The sequence below is a fragment of the Thioalkalivibrio sp. AKL17 genome, assembly GCF_000377885.1.
GTDB lineage: Bacteria > Pseudomonadota > Gammaproteobacteria > Ectothiorhodospirales > Ectothiorhodospiraceae > Thioalkalivibrio > Thioalkalivibrio halophilus.
Map to the genome: position 1 here is coordinate 544,930 of NZ_KB898764.1, position 18,126 is coordinate 563,055.

Sequence of the window (18,126 nt, forward strand, 5' to 3'; positions counted from 1 at the left end):
CCCTCCCCAATTTCCACAGTGGTTTTTGCAGCGGCGCTCAGTATGCCCCGGAGCGCCCCCGCGATGCCAGCCGACTGGCCGTCGCCTGCGGCAGCATGGCCGCCGCCATGTCTTCCAGCCGCAGCTGCGGGTTCAGCTGCGCGCGCGCCTGACGCTGCCAGCGCCGCGATTCCTGGACCAGCGAGGCCAGTCCCCGCGCCCCGCGCTCACGGGCAAAGGCCTGCAGCCGATCCGGCGGGAACTGCGCGGCGAATCGATCCACCTCGCCGCTCACCAGCCAGCGCTGGGCCGACAACAGCAGGGCCTGCCAGCGCGGCAGCAGGGTCTCCAGGTTGCAGCGCGCCAGGTGCGTGACCGCCGAATGCAGCTCGCGTGTCTGCAACAGTTCCGCCAGAGCCTCACGTTCCTGTCGCCAGGCGGCGTGACGCTCGGGATCCGCCAGGAGTTCGGCCGCGACCACCGGGCGTCCGAGGCTGGCCGCCCAGGCCTCGTCCACCGCCGAAGAATCCGGCGCGCCGGCGGCCAGCCAGTCACGTGCGGCCTCGAGATCCGGCGCCGGAAGATGCAGATCCTCGCACCGGCTGCGAATGGTGGCCGGCAGGGCCGAGGGTCGCGCGCTCTCGAGAACGATCAGCCCGCCCGCCGGGGGCTCTTCCAGGGTCTTGAGCAGCGCATTGGCCGCACTGGCGTTCATGGCGTCCGCCGGATGCAGCCGGAGCACTCGCCAGTCACCGGAGCCGCTGAGCGCCAGGAATTCACCGGCTTCGCGCACGGCATCCACCGGGATATCCTTGCCCGGCTCCGGCGGCATCACGTCGTGCAGCTCCGGATGCACGCCCCCGAGAAAACCGCGACACCCGCCACATTCCCCGCAGGCCGGCTGCGTGCCCGTGGCCCTTTCGCAGAACAGGCGCTGCAGCAGGGCCGAGACCAGCAGGCCCTTGCCCACGCCCTCGGCGCCGGTGACCAGCAGGCCACCGGGCAAATGCCCGGCCGCCGCGCGCAGCACCAGCGCCTGCCAGGGCTGCGCGAGCCACGGCGGCACCGCGCCCGGCTCGTTCACGTAGACGCCTCCAGCAAACCGCGGGAGCGCAGTCCATCGAGCATCCGCTGCCCCACGGTGGCGGCATCCGCCGAGGCATCCACCATCAGATAGCGCTGCGGTTCGGCATCGGCCCGGCGCCGGTAAGCCGCGCGGGCACGTTCGAAGAAATCCATCGCCTCGCGCTCGATGCGGTCCCGTCGTCCCCGCTGCACGGCCCGCTCCAGCCCGGTTGTCGGGTCGATGTCCAGCAGGATCACCAGATCCGGTCGCAGATCGCCCTGCACCCAGTCCTCCACTGCCGCAACCCGGGTGTCGCCCAACCCGCGTCCTCCGCCCTGATAGGCAAAGCTCGCATCGGTAAAACGGTCGCTCACCACCCACTGTCCCGCATCCAGGGCCGGACGGATCACTTCGGCGAGATGCTGCGCGCGCGCCGCGAACATCAGCAGCAGCTCCGCCTCCGGGATCATCTCCGGCAGGTCCGGATCCAGCAACAGGCCGCGCAGGCGTTCGCCCAGCCCGGTGCCCCCGGGTTCGCGGGTCGCGCATACTCGGTGGCCGGCCGCCTCCAGCGCCGCGACCAGGGTTTCCATCTGGGTGGTCTTGCCGGCCCCTTCTATGCCCTCGAGGGTCAAAAATCGCCCGGTCATCAACGTCCCCTTCGGCCGTAGCGGCTCGCGTCGCCATCCAGCTGATAGCGAATCACGGCCTCGCGATGTTCGCGATAGGTCTCGGAAAAATGGTGGCTGCCATCATTGCGCGAGACAAAAAAGAACTCCCGGGTGTCCGCCGGCCGCGCGGCCGCTTCGATGGCGGCCCGGCCCGGCAGTGCGATGGGCGTCGGCGGCAGCCCTGGCCGGGTATAGGTATTGTACGGATGATCCCGCTCCAGCTCCGCACCCGTCAGTCGTTGCATGCCCGTCTCCTGCACATACAGCAGTGTAGGATCGGTCTGCAGCCGCATCCCCTCGCGCAGGCGATTCACGAACACGGCCGCCACCCGGTCACGCTCGTCGCCGCGCCCGGTCTCGCGTTCCACGATCGAGGCCAGGATCAGCAACTCGTACGGCTCCTCCAGCGGCAGATCCTCGGAACGCCCCGCCCAGGCCGCATCCAGCGTGGCCCGCATCGCCTCGTGGGCACGCCGCAGGACGTCCAGCGAGTCGGTCCCGGAGCCGAAGAAATACGTATCCGGCAGGAACCAGCCTTCGGGGTGCTCGATGTCGTCGAGGCCCAGGACATCCGGCAGATTGTGGACACCCACCGATTCCGCCGGCGGGTCCAGTTCATCATGCCGGCGCACCGCGGCGAGTGCCTGGCGCACGGTCCAGCCTTCCGGCAGTGTCAGACGGTGCCGGACCACGTCGCCACGTGCCATGGCCTGCACCAGGTCCGCCGGGGTCATCCCGGCATCCACCGCGTACTCGCCGGCCTGGAGCCGGCCCGCCACACCCTGTCGCCGGGCATACACCTCGACCACCCGCGCCGACTCCACCCAGCCGCGGCGTTCGAACTCCCGGCTGAGGCTGCGCAGACCGGTCCCCGGCTGCAGCTCGAAGCGCTGCGGCTCCTCCAGGGCCAGCGGGCGTTCCAGCTGGGCCCGATACCAGTCGGCCAGCCACAGCGCCCCGGCCGCAACCGCCAAGAGCGTCAGTACGCCCGCCAATGCCATGATCTTCCTAATCCGCTTCATGCAGTGCCCTCCTGAGCGCCTGCAAGGCCGCAGGCTCGGTCCTCGCCGCCCCGCCCCCGATCAACACGCCCGCGGCCAGCCCCAGCCGCGCGTTGCTCACATACAGTCCGTCGGCGGCCTGCAGACGCTCGTACGTCGGCCAGGCGACCTCGGTGCTGACACCAAATTCCTCGGCCTTCTCCAGCACCCAGGCACGTCGCGTGCCGGCGATTCCGGCCTCGCCAACCGGTGGTGTCACGAGGTGAGTCCCCTCGCGCAACCACAGGTTCCCCTGCGTGGCACAGGTAATCCGACCGGCGGCGTCCCGCAGGATCGCCTCATCCTCTCCCTCGCGCCAGTGCATGCGCGCCAGCACGTTATCCAGGCGTCCCAGGTGCTTGATCCCGCCGAGGGCCGGATTGACGCTGGCCGGTATCGTCGAAAACCCGATGCGCAGCGGCGTCGCCCCTGCCGGGTCCGGCCGCGACATCTCCGGCCCGGCACTGACCAGCCGGGTGACCGCTGGCTCCGCCGGAGGCGCATAGCCTCGCGGGCCGCGACCCCGGGTCAGGGTAAGACGCACCAGCCGTTCGCCCGGCCCCGCCGCCGCCTCGATCTCCCCGCGCAGCCACTCCGGGTCCTGCGCGGGGAACCCCAGGCGCTGCAGCCCCAGCTCGAGGCGCGCCCGATGCCACGCCCACAGGCAGGCATGCCGCTGGCGTACCAGTACCGTCTCGAACAGCCCGTCGCCCAGCAGCAGGCCCCGATCGTCGGCCGTCACCTCCGATCCGGAGCCATCGTTCGCCCGACTCACCCCGCGCGCTCCACATCCGTACCCAGTGCATCCAGCAGACCGCGCGCCTTGTGCCGGGTCTCCTCGAGCTCCTGGTCGGGATCCGAATCGGCGACGATCCCGGCGCCGGCGCGAAACCGCAGTTCCCGGTCCCGCACCACCAGGGTACGGATCAGGATATTGGTATCCATGCGACCGTGATCACTGACATAACCACAGGATCCGGTGTAGGCCCCGCGCGGCACTCGGCCCTCCAGTTCCTGGATCACCTGCATGGAGCGGATCTTGGGGCATCCGGTGATGGTCCCGCCCGGGAAGGTCGCGCGCAGCAGTTCTTCCGCGCGCGTCCCCGGCCGCAGCCGTGCCGTGATGCTGGACACGATGTGGTGGACCCGGCGGTAGCTCTCAATGGTCATCAGCTCGGCGACCCGCACGCTGCCGGTACATGCCACGCGGCCAAGATCGTTGCGTTCCAGGTCCACCAGCATGATGTGCTCGGCGCGTTCCTTGAGGTTGACCTCCAGTTCGCCATAAAGCTCACGGTCGGCGTGCGCATCCGGGTCGCGCCGACGGGTGCCGGCGATCGGCCGGGTTTCGGCGACGCCTTCCTGAGCCGACACCAGGCGTTCCGGCGAGGAGCTGATCACCTCCGCTCCCGGCAGCCGCAACCAGGCCGCAAACGGCGCAGCGTTGGCACCCCGCAGGCGCCGATAGAGCTCGCCGGTATCCAGGGACCGGTCGGCACGAGCGTGCCATTCGCGTGACAGGTTGGCCTGGAAGGTATCCCCGGCGCGGATGTACTCCAGCGCCCCGCGCACCGCCGCGCGGTAATATTCGGGATCGTCCTCCTCGATCTGCAGCATCGGCAGGTCGCCGCCCCCCGGGCCCGCCGCCGCGTCCGTTGCCACCGCCGCCAGATCGGCCTCCAGCTGCTCGCGCCGCGCGCGATCAGCCTCGGAATCCACCCACCAGGTGACTCCTTCGTGATGATCGCGGATCAGCGCGGCAGGAAACCGCGTCGCAACGGCCGTCGGCAACCATGGATCCGGTGCAAAGCGCCCCAGCGCGGGCTCCAGGTGCCAGGCGAATTCGTAGCCCACATACAGGAACCAGCCACCGAAGAACGGCAGATGGGCATGTTCGGGGGCTGGCATGCACGCGGTCGGCGGACACCCCAGATCGACATCGGCCGCCGCCAGCAATGCGTCACCATCGCCGGCATCCAGCGTGCGCCCGGGGAACGCAAACAGGATGGAAAAGCGCGCCGGCGCCTGCCCGATCAGGGCCGACTCCAGCAGATGCGGATAACGCTGGGGGAAACGCCCTGCGAGGACCGCCAGATCGATCCCCGAGGGCAGCCTTTCGACGGCCATGCCCGCGCGAGGCCGGCGTCAGATGGCGCGGAACACCAGGGTTCCGTTGGTGCCGCCGAATCCAAAGGAGTTGGACAGGGCCACGCGGGTGTTCATGTCACGGGCCTCGTTGGCGACATAATCCAGATCGCAGCCCTCACCCGGATTGTCCAGGTTGATGGTTGGCGGCGAGACCTGATCACGCAGGGCCAGCGCGGTAAACACAGCCTCGATCCCGCCCGCGGCACCCAGCAGGTGCCCGGTCATGGACTTGGTCGAATTGACCAGAAGGTTCTTCGCATGATCGCCGAAGGTCCGCTTGAGCCCCTCGGTCTCGGCCAGATCCCCGGCCGGGGTAGAGGTTCCGTGGGCGTTCACGTACCCCACTTCCTCCGGCTCAACGCCCGCGTCTTTCATGGCCCGGACCATGCACTTGGATGCCCCGCTGCCATCCTCGACCGGCTGGGTCATGTGATGGGCATCGGAATTCCAGGCGAAGCCGCCGATCTCGCAGTAGATGTTCGCGCCGCGGGCCTTCGCGTGTTCGTACTCCTCCAGGACCATCACCCCGGCCCCGTCACTGAGTACGAAACCGTCCCGGTCGGCGTCCCATGGCCGCGAGGCGCGGGCGGGATCGTCGTTGCGGGTCGACAGCGCGCGCGCCGCGGCAAAGCCGCCGATGCCCAGCGGCGTGGTGGCCATCTCGGCCCCGCCCGCAACCATCGCGTCGGCATCGCCATAGGCGATCATGCGCGCGGCGTCACCGATGTTGTGGGTGCCGGTGGCACAGGCGGAGACGATGGAGATGTTCGGCCCCTCCAGTCCCCGCATGATGGAGAGATTCCCCGCCACCATGTTGATGATGGCGCTGGGGACGAAGAACGGAGAGATCTTGCGGGCCCCGCCCTTCAGGTAGGCACCGTAGGAACGCTCGATGTAGGGCAGCCCCCCGATGCCGGAGCCAATCGCGACCCCGATCCGCTCCGGATCGGAACTGTCCGCGGACAGCCCGGCATCATCCAGGGCCTGGAGTCCCGCCGCCAGACCATAGATGACAAAGGTGTCCATCTTCTTCTGGTCCTTGACCGGGACATAGTCATTGGCATTGAAGTCCCGCACCGCGCCGGAAATCTTGACCGGCATGTCCGAGGCATCGAACACGTCGATGGGCGTGATCCCGCTCTTCCCGGCCTTGATGCTGGACCAGGCCTGGTCGATAGTGGATCCGACCGGGGACACGATGCCGAGGCCGGTGACCACAACACGTCGCTTAGCCAATGATTTTCTCCCTCGAAAGACGGCTGCACGCGGACGGCGAAGAGGGGGACGCGCCGTGTTGGCGCGCCCCTCGCCGCGACCATGGACCCGATCAGTCCTTGGCGTGCTCGTTGATGTAGTCGATCGCCTGCTGCACGGTGGTGATCTTTTCGGCCTGCTCGTCGGGGATTTCCGTTTCGAATTCCTCCTCGAGCGCCATCACGAGTTCGACGGTGTCAAGCGAATCCGCGCCCAGATCGTCGACGAAAGCGGCGGCGTTCGTGACATCCTCTTCCTTGACTCCCAGCTGCTCGACAACGATTTTCTTGACGCGTTCTTCAATGCTGCTCATGGTTGAAACATCCCCTTGGATATGAGGCGGGTCCGGTAAAGGTCCGCCATTCTATTGAAAAGCACCGCCGTGATCCACAACCCCGGCGGAGGACTCCGCGTAACGGGCCCGCGGCTCAGTGCATGAATCAGTGCATGAACATGCCGCCGTTGACGTGCAGGGTCTCGCCGGTAATGTAACCGGCCTCGTCGGACGCCAGAAAGCCCACCGCCGCCGCCACTTCCTCGGCGTCACCCAGACGGCCCAGCGGGATCTCGCCCAGCAGCCGTTCGCGCGTCGCCTCGTCCAGCTCGCGCGTCATGTCAGTGTCGATGAATCCGGGGGCCACCGTGTTGACCGTGATATTGCGGGCGCCCACCTCGCGCGCCAGGGAGCGGGCGAAGCCGGCCAGCCCGGCCTTGGCGGCGGCGTAGTTGGTCTGTCCCGCATTCCCGGCCGTCCCGACCACCGAGCCGATCAGCACAACCCGCCCGCGGCGGGCCTTCATCATGCCCTTGATGACCTTCTGCGTGAGTCGAGCGGCCGCGGTCAGATTGGTGTCGATCACCGCATCCCAGTCCTCGTCCTTCAGGCGCATAAAAAGGTTGTCGCGGGTGATGCCCGCGTTGTTCACCAGCACCTCGATGCCGCCCTCGGTCGCCTGAATGTCCTCCAGCGCGGTCCTGACCGATTCGGCATCGGTGACGTCCATGGCGACACCGCGGCCGCCCCAGGGGGCCAGGGCCTCCGAGATCCGGCCGGCGCCGGCGTCGCTGGTGGCGGTGCCCACCACCTGCATGCCCTGTTCCGCCAGACGGCGGGCGATGGCCGCGCCAATGCCGCGGCTCGCCCCGGTCACGAGAGCGATTCGTTGGTTTTCCGACATCAACGGTTTCCTTGCTGTTGGGAAATGGGCGTCAGCCGGCGGTCAGCCGGTCACGGACGCTTTCCAGGGTGGCCCGATCGGCCACGTCCGGATGATCAATCGAACGGTCGATGCGTTTCGCCAGCCCGGTCAGCACCCGACCGGGGCCACATTCCACCTGCACCCCGGCGCCGGCATCGCGCAGCCCCTGAACGGTTTCGACCCAGCGGACCGGGCGGTAGAGCTGCTCCGCCAGTCGGGTCTTCAGGCTGTCCACGTCGCTCGCCGGTGCGGCGGTCACGTTCTGCCACACGGGAATCTGCGGGACACGGAATTCGACGGTGTCCAGCGCCGCCTGCAGACGTTCGGCCGCCGGGCGCATCAACGCACAGTGGGAAGGGACCGACACCGGCAGCTTCAGCGCCCGTTTGGCGCCCGCATCGCGAGCCGCCGACACCGCGCGGTCCACGGCCCCGGCCGTGCCGGCGATCACCACCTGTCCCGGTGCATTGAAGTTCACTGCCTCCAGGGTGTCGCCCTCGGCCTGTGCCTCGCACAGGGCGATCACGTCGGCATCCTCCAGGCCAAGGATCGCGGCCATGGCCCCCTCGCCTGCGGGCACGGCCTCCTGCATGGCCCGGGCGCGCACCGCGACCAGACTAACGGCATCCGGAAACCGCAGGGCCCCGGCCGCCACCAGGGCGCTGTATTCGCCTAGGCTGTGTCCGGCCACCGCCATGGGCTCCGCCCCCCCCTGTTCACGCAGCATCCGCCAGCAGGCCACGCCAGCCGCCAGCATCACGGGCTGGGTCCAGCGGGTCTCGTCGAGCTGTTCCGCCGGTCCGTGCTGAACCAGGCTCCACAGGTCGGCGTCCAGGCAGTCCGAGGCTTCCTGAAAGGTATCGCGTACCACGGCGAATTCATCACCGACATCGGCGAGCATGCCCACCGACTGGGACCCCTGTCCCGGAAAAACCGCTGCCCAGGAAACTGTCATGGTTCGTGTCCGAAATTCACTGGATGAGAAAGCGGGCGTAGTTTAGGCGCTGACGCCGGCCCCGGCAAACCCCGAAACGCGACCGGTTTCGTGTCCATCGAACGAAAAACCGGGAGTTTCCCTTGAGTTCCATCCATGCATCCGCATAATGTCGCAACCCTGATTCATTACGCGAGGAACTGCATGGCGAAGGAAGACGAAATCGAGCTCGAAGGAACCGTCGTCGAGACGCTCCCCAACACCACCTTCCGGGTGGAGCTCGAGAACGGGCACACGGTCACCGCGCACATCTCCGGGAAGATGCGCAAGCACTATATCCGGATCCTGCGCGGCGACAAGGTCATCGTGCAGATGACGCCCTACGACCTGAGCAAGGGTCGCATCGTCTACCGCAACAAGTAAGCGCGCCACAGTCTCCCCGGCATGCAAAAGGCCGGCGCCCCGAAGGGTGCCGGCCTTTTTCGTGAGGGACACCACAGGCTCGTGGTGTCCCGTTCGTGGTCGGATCAGGAAGAGACGGCGGGTTCGTGGATATCCATCTCGAGACCGTCCTCGCCCAGGCGCACGGTCACTTCGCCACCCTGCGCCAGCTTGCCGAACAGGAGTTCGTCCGCCAGCGGCTTCTTGATGTGCTCCTGGATGGTCCGCCCCATCGGCCGCGCACCCATCTGCGCGTCGTAGCCGTGCTCGGCCAGCCAGGCGCGCGCCTCGGATTCCACCGTCAGGGTCACCTTCTTCTCGTCCAGCTGGGCCTGGAGCTGGGTGAGGAACTTGTCGACCACGTTCAGGATGGTCGCCTCGTCCAGCGGGCCGAACTGGATGGTGGCATCCAGACGGTTGCGGAATTCCGGGGTGAACGTCCGCTTGATGGCTTCCATCGCGTCGGTGGAGTGATCCTTGCGCGTGAAGCCCACCGACGGCCGCGAAGCCGCTTCGGCACCGGCGTTGGTGGTCATCACCAGGATCACGTTGCGGAAATCCACTTCCCGCCCGTTGGCGTCGGTCAGCGTGCCGTGGTCCATCACCTGCAGCAGCACGTTGAACACGTCCGGGTGCGCCTTTTCGATCTCGTCCAGCAACAGCACCGAATGCGGATGCTTGAGGATGGCATCCGTCAGCAGGCCGCCCTCGTCGTAGCCGACATAACCCGGCGGCGCACCGATCAGCCGCGAGACCGTGTGGCGCTCCATGTATTCGGACATGTCGAAGCGGGCCAGATGGATACCCATCTGCTGGGCCAGCTGACGCGTGACCTCGGTCTTGCCGACACCGGTCGGACCGGCGAACAGGAAGGAACCGATCGGCTTGTCCTGGTCACCCAGGCCGGAACGCGACATCTTGATGGCCGTGCTCAGGGTGCCGATCGCCTCGTCCTGACCGAACACCGTCATCTTCAGGTTGCGTTCCAGGTTGCGCAGGGTCTCCTTGTCGGTGCTGGACACCGATTTCGGCGGGATGCGCGCGATCTTGGCCACGATGTTCTCGATGTCCTGCACGCCGATGGTCTTCTTGCGCTGGCTCACCGGCAGCAGCTGGCGACTGGCACCGGCCTCGTCGATCAGGTCGATCGCCTTGTCCGGCAGGAAGCGATCGGTGATGTAGCGGTCCGACAGCTCCGCCGCAGCCTGCAGCGCCGGCTTGGTAAAGCGCACGTTGTGGTGCGACTCGAAACGCGACTTGAGCCCTCGCAGGATCTGATAGGTTTCATCCACCGTGGGCTCGGGTACCTCGATCTTCTGGAAACGCCGCGCCAGTGCGCGGTCCTTTTCGAAGATCCCGCGATACTCCTGATAGGTGGTCGAACCGATGCACTTGAGCTCACCGGAGGCCAGCATCGGCTTGATCAGGTTCGAGGCATCCATTACCCCGCCGGACGCGGCACCGGCCCCGATGATGGTATGGATCTCGTCGATGAACAGGACCGCGGCGGGTTCCTTCTTGAGCTGGGCCAGCACCCCTTTCAGGCGTTTTTCGAAGTCGCCGCGATACTTGGTTCCGGCCACCAGCGCGCCCAGGTCCAGGGCATAGACCGTGGCTTCCTCGATCGCTTCCGGCACCTGGCCATCCACCACGCGCCGCGCCAGCCCCTCGGCGATCGCGGTCTTGCCGACCCCGGCCTCGCCGACCAGCAGCGGGTTGTTCTTGCGCCGCCGGCAGAGGATCTGGATGGTGCGCTCGATCTCGTGGTCCCGCCCGATCAGCGGGTCGATCTCGTCATTGCGCGCCTTCTCGTTGAGGTTGGTCGCGTACAGCTGCAGCGCGTTGGTCTTTTCTTCGGTCACCGTCTCGCCCTGCTGCTCGGAGGATTCCTCCGCCTGCTCCTGGTGAATCTGGCCGAGCTCGTCCTCGCCGACCTTCGAGATACCGTGGGAAATGAAGTTGACCACGTCCAGACGCGAGATGTTCTGCTGGCCCAGCACGTACAGTGCCTGACTGTCCTGCTCGCCGAACAGCGCCACCAGGACGTTGGCCCCGGAGACCTCCTTGCGACCACTGGACTGCACGTGGAACACCGCGCGCTGCAGGACCCGCTGAAAACCGAGGGTCGGCTGGGTCTCGCGCGTGTCGTTCGGCGGGATCCGCGGGGTGTTTTCGTCGATGTAGGCCTCCAGTTCGTCGCGGATCCGGTCAAGATCCGCACCGCAGGCACGCAGTACGGTGGCTGCACTGGGGTTCTGGGCCAGGGCCATCAGCAAGTGCTCCACGGTCACGAACTCGTGGCGTTTCTCGCGGGCCTCCTTGAAGACCAGGTTCAGACTGAATTCGAGTTCCTTGTCGAGCATGGGGGTCAGGCCTCCTCCATCGAGCATAGCAGTGGGTGCTGATGGCTCCGGGCGTATTCATTCACCTGGGCCACCTTGGTCTCGGCGACATCTCGAGTGTAGATGCCGCACACGCCCTTGCCCCGGGTATGCACCTGCAGCATCACCCGGGTGGCCTTCTCGCGATCCATGCCGAAGAAGGTCTCCAGGACCTCCACCACGAATTCCATCGGCGTGTAGTCGTCGTTGTTCAACACGACCTTGTACTGCCGTGGCGGCTTGAGTTCCGGCCTCGATTCATCGACCGCAACGGAATCGTCGTGATCGGGTTGGCGGGGCTTGTCGTCACTCATCTTTCGGTCCAGCTCGCACTCGTGGCGCCCTCGGGCACCGCGTGTTCATTTCTGTAGAGTCCTGACATCATCGAACGGTTCCCGGCGCTTGCCAAGTGTCCGCATGGCGCGGGAGGCCAGCCCGCCTGTGGTGGGAGCGCAGCCCTCTGCGCGATCAGGCATGGCCGATCGGCCAGGGGGCTGGCCTCCCACAGGCTGTATCTCCACTGGCTGCCTGCGCCCGGGTCGTTCAGCCGTCCATGTGGCGGATCATCGCCTCGCCGAAGGCGGAGCAGGCGATCGGTTCCACCCCGTCCATCAGCCGCGCAAAGTCATACGTCACCTCGCCGGCGGCGATCGCCCCCTCCATGCCGCGCACCACGAGATCCGCCGCCTCGGTCCAGCCCAGGTGGCGCAGCATCATCTCGGCCGACAGCACCAGCGAGCCCGGATTGACCTTGTCCTGACCGGCATACTTGGGCGCGGTACCGTGCGTGGCCTCGAACATCGCGGTGGTGTCGGAGATGTTGGCCCCGGGCGCGATGCCGATCCCGCCGACCTGGGCGGCCAGGGCGTCGGAGATATAGTCCCCGTTCAGGTTCAGGGTGGCGATCACCGAGTAGTCCTCCGGGCGCAGCAGGATCTGCTGCAGGAAGGCATCCGCGATGACGTCCTTGATCACGATCTCGCGACCGGTCTTCGGGTTCCTGAACACCTGCCACGGGCCACCGTCGAGGTCCTCGGCACCGAATTCCTCGCGCGCCAGCTCGTAGCCCCAGGCCTTGAAGGAGCCCTCGGTGAATTTCATGATGTTGCCCTTGTGCACCAGGGTCACCGACGGGCGGTCATTGTCGATCGCGTACTGTATGGCCTTGCGCACCAGCCGCTTCGTACCCTCGCTGGAGACCGGCTTCACGCCGATCCCCGCGGTATCCGGGAAGCGGATCTCGCGCACGCCCATCTCGTCCTGCAGGAAGTCGATGAGCTTTTTCGCCTCGGGCGTGCCGGATTCGAACTCGATGCCGGCGTAAATATCCTCCGAGTTCTCGCGGAAGATCACCATGTCGGTTTTTTCCGGTTCTTTCAGCGGGCTGGGCGTACCCTGGTAGTAGCGCACCGGACGCAGGCAGACATACAGATCCAGCTTCTGCCGCAGCGCCACGTTCAGCGAACGGAAGCCGCCGCCCACCGGGGTGGTCAGCGGGCCCTTGATCGACACCTTGTATTCGCGCACTGCATCCAGCGTCTCATCGGGGAGGCCGGAGTCATCGTCGTAGACCTGCGTGGCCTTCTCGCCGGCATAGACTTCCATCCACTCGATCGCCTTCTGGCCGCCATAGGCCTTCTCCACCGCCGCATCCGTGACCCGGCGCATCACCGGGGTGATGTCCGCGCCGATGCCGTCCCCCTCGATATAGGGGATCACCGGACGATCCGGCACCACCAGGCCGCCGTCCTTGCCCACCTCGATGGGTTGGCCTTTCTCCGGGATGCGAATGTGCTGGTACGCCATGAAGACTCCTTTTGCAGCGCCGTGTCATTGGGATTTGGATGCCGGCGATTATACATGGCCTCCGTGGCCTTCGCCGCCGGGCGGCGGGTATCATTGCGCCATGAATGAACGCCTGCGCTGCCATATCACCGTCGCTGCGGTCATCGAGGATCGAGGCCGCTTCCTGTTTGTCGAGGAAGAGGATGCGGGCCTGCGCGTTCTCAATCAGCCCGCGGGCCACCTGGACCCGGACGAGGACCTGATCGCCGCAGTGCGGCGCGAGGTCCGCGAAGAGACGGCCCTCGAATTCGCCCCGCAGCACTCGCTGGGCTGCGACCTGCTGCGTCTGGCCGACGGCGCGGTCATCCTGCGCGTGGCCTTCACCGGTACGGTGTCGGCACCGGCGCAGCCGATCCGCCGCGACCCCGCAATCCTTGCCACCCACTGGCTGGATGCCGCCACCGCGCTGAACGGTCATCGCCTGCGCAGCCCGCTGGTGGCCCGCAGCCTGCGACGCTGGGAATCGGGTCTGCGCCTGCCGCTGGAATCTGCCGGCGAACTCGTCGACAACGTGCGGCCCGCCCCCGCACGCCCCGAGGAATGAGCCGCATGGCCACCAGTGAACGCATCATCGTCGGGCTCTCCGGCGGCGTGGATTCGGCGGTCGCCGCCCTGCGCCTCCTGCAGACGGGACACCGCGTCGAAGGCCTGTTCATGAAGAACTGGGAAGACGATGACGCGGACGGCCACTGTGCCGCGGAAGACGACTACGCGATGGCCCGCGAGGTCGCGGCCACCCTGGAGATCCCGTTGCACAAGGCGAACTTCGCCGAGGATTACCGCCAGCGGGTCTTCGCCCACTTTCTCCACGAGTACCGCGCCGGCCGCACCCCCAACCCGGACATCCTGTGCAACCGCGAGATCAAGTTCCGCGCCTTTCTCGAGCAGGCCCAGGCACTGGGCGCCGACGCCATCGCCACCGGCCACTATGCCCGCGCCTGGCACGGCCCCGACCACAGCGAACTGCGACTCGCCGAGGACGCCAACAAGGACCAGACCTATTTCCTGCACGCCCTGGATCAGGCACAGCTGCGCCCGGCCCGTTTCCCGCTGGGGGACCTGCCCAAGGAACGGGTGCGCGAACTGGCATACGAGCACGGCCTGCCCAATCACGCGCGCAAGGATTCCACCGGCATCTGTTTCATCGGCGAACGCCCGTTCCGCGAATTCCTCGCCCGTTATCTCGAGGGCAGCGAGGGCGACATCTGCACCCCGGACGGTCGCGTGGTCGCCCGCCATCACGGCCTGATGTTCTACACCCTGGGGCAGCGTCAGGGACTGGGCATCGGCGGGGTCGAAGGCGCGGCCGATGCCCCCTGGTACGTGGTCGACAAGGACCTCGCGGGCAACCGACTGATCGTGGCGCAGAATTCGGCCCATCCGCTGCTGATGAGCCCGGAGCTGACGACCGAACCCGTGCACTGGATCCACCGCTTTCCGGCCGAAGGGGAAACCCTGCAGGCGCGTCTGCGTCATCGCCAGCCGCTGCAGGACTGTCGGGTCTGTCCGGAGGCGGACGGACGCGCGCGCGTGGTCTTCGAACAGCCGCAGCGTGCGGCCACGCCCGGCCAGTCCATCGTGTTCTATCGCGACGGCACCTGCCTGGGGGGCGGCGTGATCGCCACACGCCACACCCTGTCCGCGGACACCCCGGTTGCCGCCGGGGCATGAGTCCGGAGGGCGGTTTCCGGTATAGTGCCTCCCCTGATACCCAGACCCGGACGGACACGGCTTGGAGCGCAGCGACCACAACCGCACCCTGGCACTGGCGGCCATCTTTCAGGCCGCGAGCCTGGTCAAGGACCTGGCCTGGCGAGGCTCCTGCGACGAATACGAGCTGGAGGTCCTGATCGGAAGCCTGTTCGCCTTCGACTCGACCACGCCCGAGGAGATCTATCGCGGCGAAGTCAGCCTGCGTACCGGGCTGGAACGCGTGCGCACCCAGCTGGAAAGCGGTGGCAAGCCGCCGGACATGGAGATCACCCGCTACGCGGTGGGGCTGATCTTCCTCGAACGCAAGCTGCAGAAGCGCGGCGACATGATGCAGCAGCTGGCCGACGGCCTGCAGGGCGCCCAGCGGCAGGTGGACTACTTCACCCTGACCCACGAGAGCGTGATCTCGCGGCTGGGCGAGATCTACAAGGAGACCATTTCCGAGCTCGGCCCGCGCATCATCGTCCAGGGCGAACAGAACAATCTCTCCAACCCGGATACCGCGGCCCGTATTCGCGCGCTGCTGCTGGCCGGCATCCGCGGCGCCGTGCTGTGGCGCCAGGCCGGCGGCTCGCGCTGGAAGCTCCTGTTCGGGCGCAAGCGCCTGATGAACGAGGCCGGCCACATTCTTCAACGTCTCAACACCTGACTTCGGATGGACGCATCATGAGCGACGCTATGCCCCGGAACACCCGCACCCTGTCCGCCGGCGGACACGAGTGCCAGTACGTCCCGATCGCCGACGACCGACGCGCGCAGACCCTGCCCTTCGCGCTCAAGGTGCTGCTGGAAAACCTGATGCGCCACGAGGACGGGCGCACGGTGACCCGCGACGACATCGAGGGCCTGCTGGACTGGGACCCGGCGGCGGAACCCTCGCGCGAGATCGCCTTCCGGCCGGCGCGCGTGCTGCTGCAGGACTTCACCGGCGTCCCCGCGGTGGTCGACCTCGCCGCGATGCGTGACGCCATGGAAGACCTCGGCGGCGATCCAGCGAAGATCGCGCCCCTGCAGCCGGCGGAGCTGGTGATCGACCACTCCGTGCAGGTCGATTCCTACGGCGAGGCCAATTCCATGAACCTGAACGCCGAGCTGGAATATTCGCGCAACCGCGAACGCTACAGCTTCCTCAAATGGGGCCAGCAGGCGTTCGAGACCTTCAAGGTCGTGCCCCCGGATACCGGCATCGTGCACCAGGTCAACCTGGAGTACCTGGCGCGCACCGTGTTCCTCGAGGACCGCGCCGACGGCAGCTGCATGGCCTATCCCGACACGCTCGTCGGCACCGACTCCCACACCACCATGATCAACGGCCTGGGCGTGCTGGGCTGGGGCGTGGGCGGGATCGAGGCCGAGGCCGCCATGCTGGGCCAGCCGATCTCCATGCTGATCCCGCAGGTGGTCGGCTTCCGCCTGACCGGCAAGCTGGCCGAGGGCGCCACCGCCACCGACCTGGTGCTGGTGATCGTCGAACAGCTGCGCAAACACGGCGTGGTCGGCAAGTTCGTCGAATTCTTCGGCGACGGCCTTGCCGACCTGCCGCTGGCCGACCGCGCCACCATCGCCAACATGGCCCCGGAATACGGCGCGACCTGCGGCATCTTCCCGATCGACGACGAGACTCTGGAATACCTGCGTCTGACCGGCCGCGAGGAAAGCCACATCCAGTTCATCGAGGCCTATGCCCGCGGGCAGGGCCTGTGGCGCGACGACAGCGCCCCGGTGGCGCGCTACTCCGACCTGCTGGAGCTGCACCTGTCCACCGTCGAGCCGAGCCTCGCCGGACCCAAGCGTCCGCAGGACCGGATCCCGCTGAGCCAGGCGGGTGCCGAGATCAGTCGCCACCTGGACACGGTCCTGAAGGAACGCGTTTCCGGCAAGGACGAGCCGTCGGAGGCCGAACGCTTCGCCACCGAAGGCGGCCATACCGCAGTGGGCGTAGAGCATCAGGCGGAAGAACCGCATCACACAGCCATCGAGATGGGCGGCGAGACCTTTACCCTGGACCACGGCGACGTGGTGATCGCTGCGATCACCTCCTGCACCAACACCTCGAACCCGTCGGTGATGCTGGGGGCCGGCCTGGTGGCTCGCAAAGCGCGCGAGCGCGGCCTGAAGGTCAAGCCGTGGGTCAAGACCTCGCTGGCCCCCGGCTCGCGCGTGGTGACCGATTATCTGCAGAACGCTGGCCTGCTCGAGGACCTGGAAGACCTGGGCTTCTATGTGGTCGGCTACGGCTGCACCACCTGCATCGGCAACTCCGGTCCGCTGCCGGAAGCGATCAGCGAGGCCATCGTGAAGGACGACCTTGTGGTCTCCTCGGTGCTCTCCGGCAACCGCAATTTCGAGGGCCGCATCCATTCCGAGGTGCAGATGAACTTCCTCGCCTCACCGCCGCTGGTGGTGGCCTACGCCCTGGCCGGACGCTCGAACCTGGATCTCTACAACGATCCGCTGGGCGATGATGCCGATGGCAATCCCGTCTATCTCAAGGACATCTGGCCGACTTCTCAGGAGGTGCGTGACGAGGTGGCCCGCCATGTCGGCGCCGGCAGCTTCACCACCGCCTACGGCGACCTCTATACCGGCGAGGACCGCTGGCGCAATCTCGAGGCCCCGTCAGGCGACCGCTTCGATTGGCAGGAAGACTCCACCTACGTGCGCAAGCCGCCCTACTTCGACGGCATGGGCATGACGCCCGCCGAGACCCCGGACATCGAGGGCGCGCGGGTCCTGGCCCTGCTGGGCGATTCGGTGACCACCGACCATATTTCGCCGGCGGGCTCCATCGCATCGGACAGCCCCGCCGCCCGTTACCTGGAAGAACAGGGGGTCAAGCCCGCCGACTTCAACTCCTATGGCTCGCGGCGCGGCAACCACGAGGTGATGATGCGCGGCACCTTCGCCAACGTGCGCCTGCGCAACCTGCTCGCACCGGGCACCCAGGGCGGCGTAACGCGGCACCTGCCGGACGGCGAGCAGATGTCCATCTACGACGCCTCCATGCGCTATCAGGCCGAGGGGACCCCGCTGGTCGTCATCGCGGGCAAGGAATACGGCACTGGCTCCTCGCGCGACTGGGCCGCCAAGGGGACCCTGCTGCTGGGCGTGAAGGCGGTCATCGTGGAAAGCTACGAACGCATCCACCGCTCCAACCTGGTGGGCATGGGCGTGCTTCCGCTGCAGTTCCACGACGGCGAGAACGCCGAATCGCTGGGCCTGACCGGCGAGGAGACCTATACCATCACCGGCATCCGGAGTGGCGAGGCGAAGGAAGCGACGGTGACCGCCACCGCCGATGATGGCTCACGGAAGGAGTTCCGCGTGCGCGTACGGCTGGACACCCCGCAGGAGATCGACTACTACCGTCACGGTGGAATATTGCCGTACGTCCTGCGTCAACTTGCGGGCGAAGGCTGAATCGCATCATGTCGCGAATCGCCCCCACTGCGGAA

The 18,126-nt window shown here is 67.1% G+C and carries 17 protein-coding genes; 5 read left to right on the plus strand and 12 right to left on the minus strand.

Annotation, left to right across the window (positions count from 1 at the left end):
• Nucleotides 1–37: 37 nt before the first annotated feature.
• The 9 genes from D577_RS0102500 to fabD all read right to left on the minus strand — a co-directional run bounded on the left by D577_RS0102500 (nt 38) and on the right by fabD (nt 8,312).
• Nucleotides 38–1,063, minus strand: a complete 1,026-nt coding sequence (locus tag D577_RS0102500) for a DNA polymerase III subunit delta' (RefSeq protein WP_018946014.1) — start codon at nt 1,061–1,063, stop codon at nt 38–40.
• A complete protein-coding gene (gene tmk, locus D577_RS0102505) occupies nt 1,060–1,695 on the minus strand; it encodes a dTMP kinase (RefSeq protein WP_018946015.1) in 636 nt (211 codons plus the stop codon). Before tmk ends, D577_RS0102500 begins: the two co-directional genes overlap by 4 nt.
• A complete protein-coding gene (gene mltG / locus D577_RS0102510; RefSeq protein ID WP_026288862.1) occupies nt 1,695–2,738 on the minus strand; it encodes an endolytic transglycosylase MltG in 1,044 nt (347 codons plus the stop codon). Before mltG ends, tmk begins: the two co-directional genes overlap by 1 nt.
• Nucleotides 2,725–3,531: an aminotransferase class IV gene (locus D577_RS0102515; protein ID WP_018946017.1), complete on the minus strand. Its 807-nt coding sequence runs from the start codon at nt 3,529–3,531 to the stop codon at nt 2,725–2,727. The genes mltG and D577_RS0102515 overlap by 14 nt, the downstream gene beginning before the upstream one ends.
• Nucleotides 3,528–4,883 carry an aminodeoxychorismate synthase component I gene (locus D577_RS0102520; RefSeq protein WP_018946018.1) on the minus strand — a complete coding sequence of 452 codons (1,356 nt, stop codon included), beginning with the start codon at nt 4,881–4,883 and terminating at the stop codon, nt 3,528–3,530. The genes D577_RS0102515 and D577_RS0102520 overlap by 4 nt, the downstream gene beginning before the upstream one ends.
• Before the next feature lie 18 nt (nt 4,884–4,901).
• Nucleotides 4,902–6,122, minus strand: coding sequence for a beta-ketoacyl-ACP synthase II (fabF, locus tag D577_RS0102525; protein WP_018946019.1), 1,221 nt, complete (start codon nt 6,120–6,122; stop codon nt 4,902–4,904).
• 109 nt (nt 6,123–6,231) lie between these two features.
• Complete coding sequence (gene acpP, locus D577_RS0102530; protein ID WP_018869396.1) at nt 6,232–6,471, minus strand: acyl carrier protein; 240 nt, start codon at nt 6,469–6,471, stop codon at nt 6,232–6,234.
• A gap of 127 nt (nt 6,472–6,598) precedes the next feature.
• On the minus strand, nt 6,599–7,336 hold the full coding sequence (fabG, locus tag D577_RS0102535; protein WP_018946020.1) for a 3-oxoacyl-ACP reductase FabG: 738 nt from the start codon (nt 7,334–7,336) through the stop codon (nt 6,599–6,601).
• A 31-nt stretch (nt 7,337–7,367) separates the two neighbouring features.
• A complete protein-coding gene (gene fabD / locus D577_RS0102540; RefSeq protein ID WP_081618796.1) occupies nt 7,368–8,312 on the minus strand; it encodes an ACP S-malonyltransferase in 945 nt (314 codons plus the stop codon).
• A gap of 183 nt (nt 8,313–8,495) precedes the next feature.
• Between fabD and infA the strand changes: the two genes are divergently transcribed.
• Nucleotides 8,496–8,714: a translation initiation factor IF-1 gene (gene infA, locus D577_RS0102545; protein WP_018946022.1), complete on the plus strand. Its 219-nt coding sequence runs from the start codon at nt 8,496–8,498 to the stop codon at nt 8,712–8,714.
• Nucleotides 8,715–8,818: 104 nt separating this feature from the next.
• On the opposite strand, the gene clpA is transcribed toward infA, so the two are convergent.
• The 3 genes from clpA to icd form a co-directional block, all read right to left on the minus strand.
• Nucleotides 8,819–11,095 carry an ATP-dependent Clp protease ATP-binding subunit ClpA gene (gene clpA, locus D577_RS0102550; RefSeq protein WP_018869393.1) on the minus strand — a complete coding sequence of 759 codons (2,277 nt, stop codon included), beginning with the start codon at nt 11,093–11,095 and terminating at the stop codon, nt 8,819–8,821.
• A 5-nt stretch (nt 11,096–11,100) separates the two neighbouring features.
• The gene (gene clpS, locus D577_RS0102555) at nt 11,101–11,427 is read right to left on the minus strand and encodes an ATP-dependent Clp protease adapter ClpS (protein ID WP_018869392.1); all 327 of its coding nucleotides are present in this window, start codon (nt 11,425–11,427) and stop codon (nt 11,101–11,103) included.
• 229 nt (nt 11,428–11,656) lie between these two features.
• The gene (gene icd, locus D577_RS0102560; protein WP_018946023.1) at nt 11,657–12,919 is read right to left on the minus strand and encodes an NADP-dependent isocitrate dehydrogenase; all 1,263 of its coding nucleotides are present in this window, start codon (nt 12,917–12,919) and stop codon (nt 11,657–11,659) included.
• A 100-nt stretch (nt 12,920–13,019) separates the two neighbouring features.
• On the opposite strand from icd, the gene D577_RS0102565 reads away from it, so the two are divergent.
• The 4 genes from D577_RS0102565 to acnA all read left to right on the plus strand — a co-directional run bounded on the left by D577_RS0102565 (nt 13,020) and on the right by acnA (nt 18,091).
• A complete protein-coding gene (locus D577_RS0102565; RefSeq protein ID WP_018946024.1) occupies nt 13,020–13,502 on the plus strand; it encodes an NUDIX domain-containing protein in 483 nt (160 codons plus the stop codon).
• 5 nt (nt 13,503–13,507) lie between these two features.
• Nucleotides 13,508–14,629, plus strand: coding sequence for a tRNA 2-thiouridine(34) synthase MnmA (mnmA, locus tag D577_RS0102570; protein WP_018946025.1), 1,122 nt, complete (start codon nt 13,508–13,510; stop codon nt 14,627–14,629).
• A gap of 61 nt (nt 14,630–14,690) precedes the next feature.
• Nucleotides 14,691–15,320: a high frequency lysogenization protein HflD gene (gene hflD / locus D577_RS0102575; protein ID WP_018946026.1), complete on the plus strand. Its 630-nt coding sequence runs from the start codon at nt 14,691–14,693 to the stop codon at nt 15,318–15,320.
• Between the two features lie 17 nt (nt 15,321–15,337).
• On the plus strand, nt 15,338–18,091 hold the full coding sequence (gene acnA, locus D577_RS0102580; RefSeq protein WP_026288864.1) for an aconitate hydratase AcnA: 2,754 nt from the start codon (nt 15,338–15,340) through the stop codon (nt 18,089–18,091).
• The last annotated feature ends 35 nt before the right edge of the window (nt 18,092–18,126 follow it).

Bases quoted from the DNA above. Each gene is read 5' to 3' on its own strand.
- fabD (WP_081618796.1), bottom strand. From the start codon at position 8,312: ATGACAGTTTCCTGGGCAGCGGTTTTTCCGGGACAGGGGTCCCAGTCG.
- acnA (WP_026288864.1), top strand. From the start codon at position 15,338: ATGAGCGACGCTATGCCCCGGAACACCCGCACCCTGTCCGCCGGCGGA.
- D577_RS0102565 (WP_018946024.1), top strand. From the start codon at position 13,020: ATGAATGAACGCCTGCGCTGCCATATCACCGTCGCTGCGGTCATCGAG.
- infA (WP_018946022.1), top strand. From the start codon at position 8,496: ATGGCGAAGGAAGACGAAATCGAGCTCGAAGGAACCGTCGTCGAGACG.
- icd (WP_018946023.1), bottom strand. From the start codon at position 12,919: ATGGCGTACCAGCACATTCGCATCCCGGAGAAAGGCCAACCCATCGAG.
- fabG (WP_018946020.1), bottom strand. From the start codon at position 7,336: ATGTCGGAAAACCAACGAATCGCTCTCGTGACCGGGGCGAGCCGCGGC.
- D577_RS0102520 (WP_018946018.1), bottom strand. From the start codon at position 4,883: ATGGCCGTCGAAAGGCTGCCCTCGGGGATCGATCTGGCGGTCCTCGCA.
- mltG (WP_026288862.1), bottom strand. From the start codon at position 2,738: ATGAAGCGGATTAGGAAGATCATGGCATTGGCGGGCGTACTGACGCTC.
- clpS (WP_018869392.1), bottom strand. From the start codon at position 11,427: ATGAGTGACGACAAGCCCCGCCAACCCGATCACGACGATTCCGTTGCG.
- tmk (WP_018946015.1), bottom strand. From the start codon at position 1,695: ATGACCGGGCGATTTTTGACCCTCGAGGGCATAGAAGGGGCCGGCAAG.
- mnmA (WP_018946025.1), top strand. From the start codon at position 13,508: ATGGCCACCAGTGAACGCATCATCGTCGGGCTCTCCGGCGGCGTGGAT.
- clpA (WP_018869393.1), bottom strand. From the start codon at position 11,095: ATGCTCGACAAGGAACTCGAATTCAGTCTGAACCTGGTCTTCAAGGAG.
- acpP (WP_018869396.1), bottom strand. From the start codon at position 6,471: ATGAGCAGCATTGAAGAACGCGTCAAGAAAATCGTTGTCGAGCAGCTG.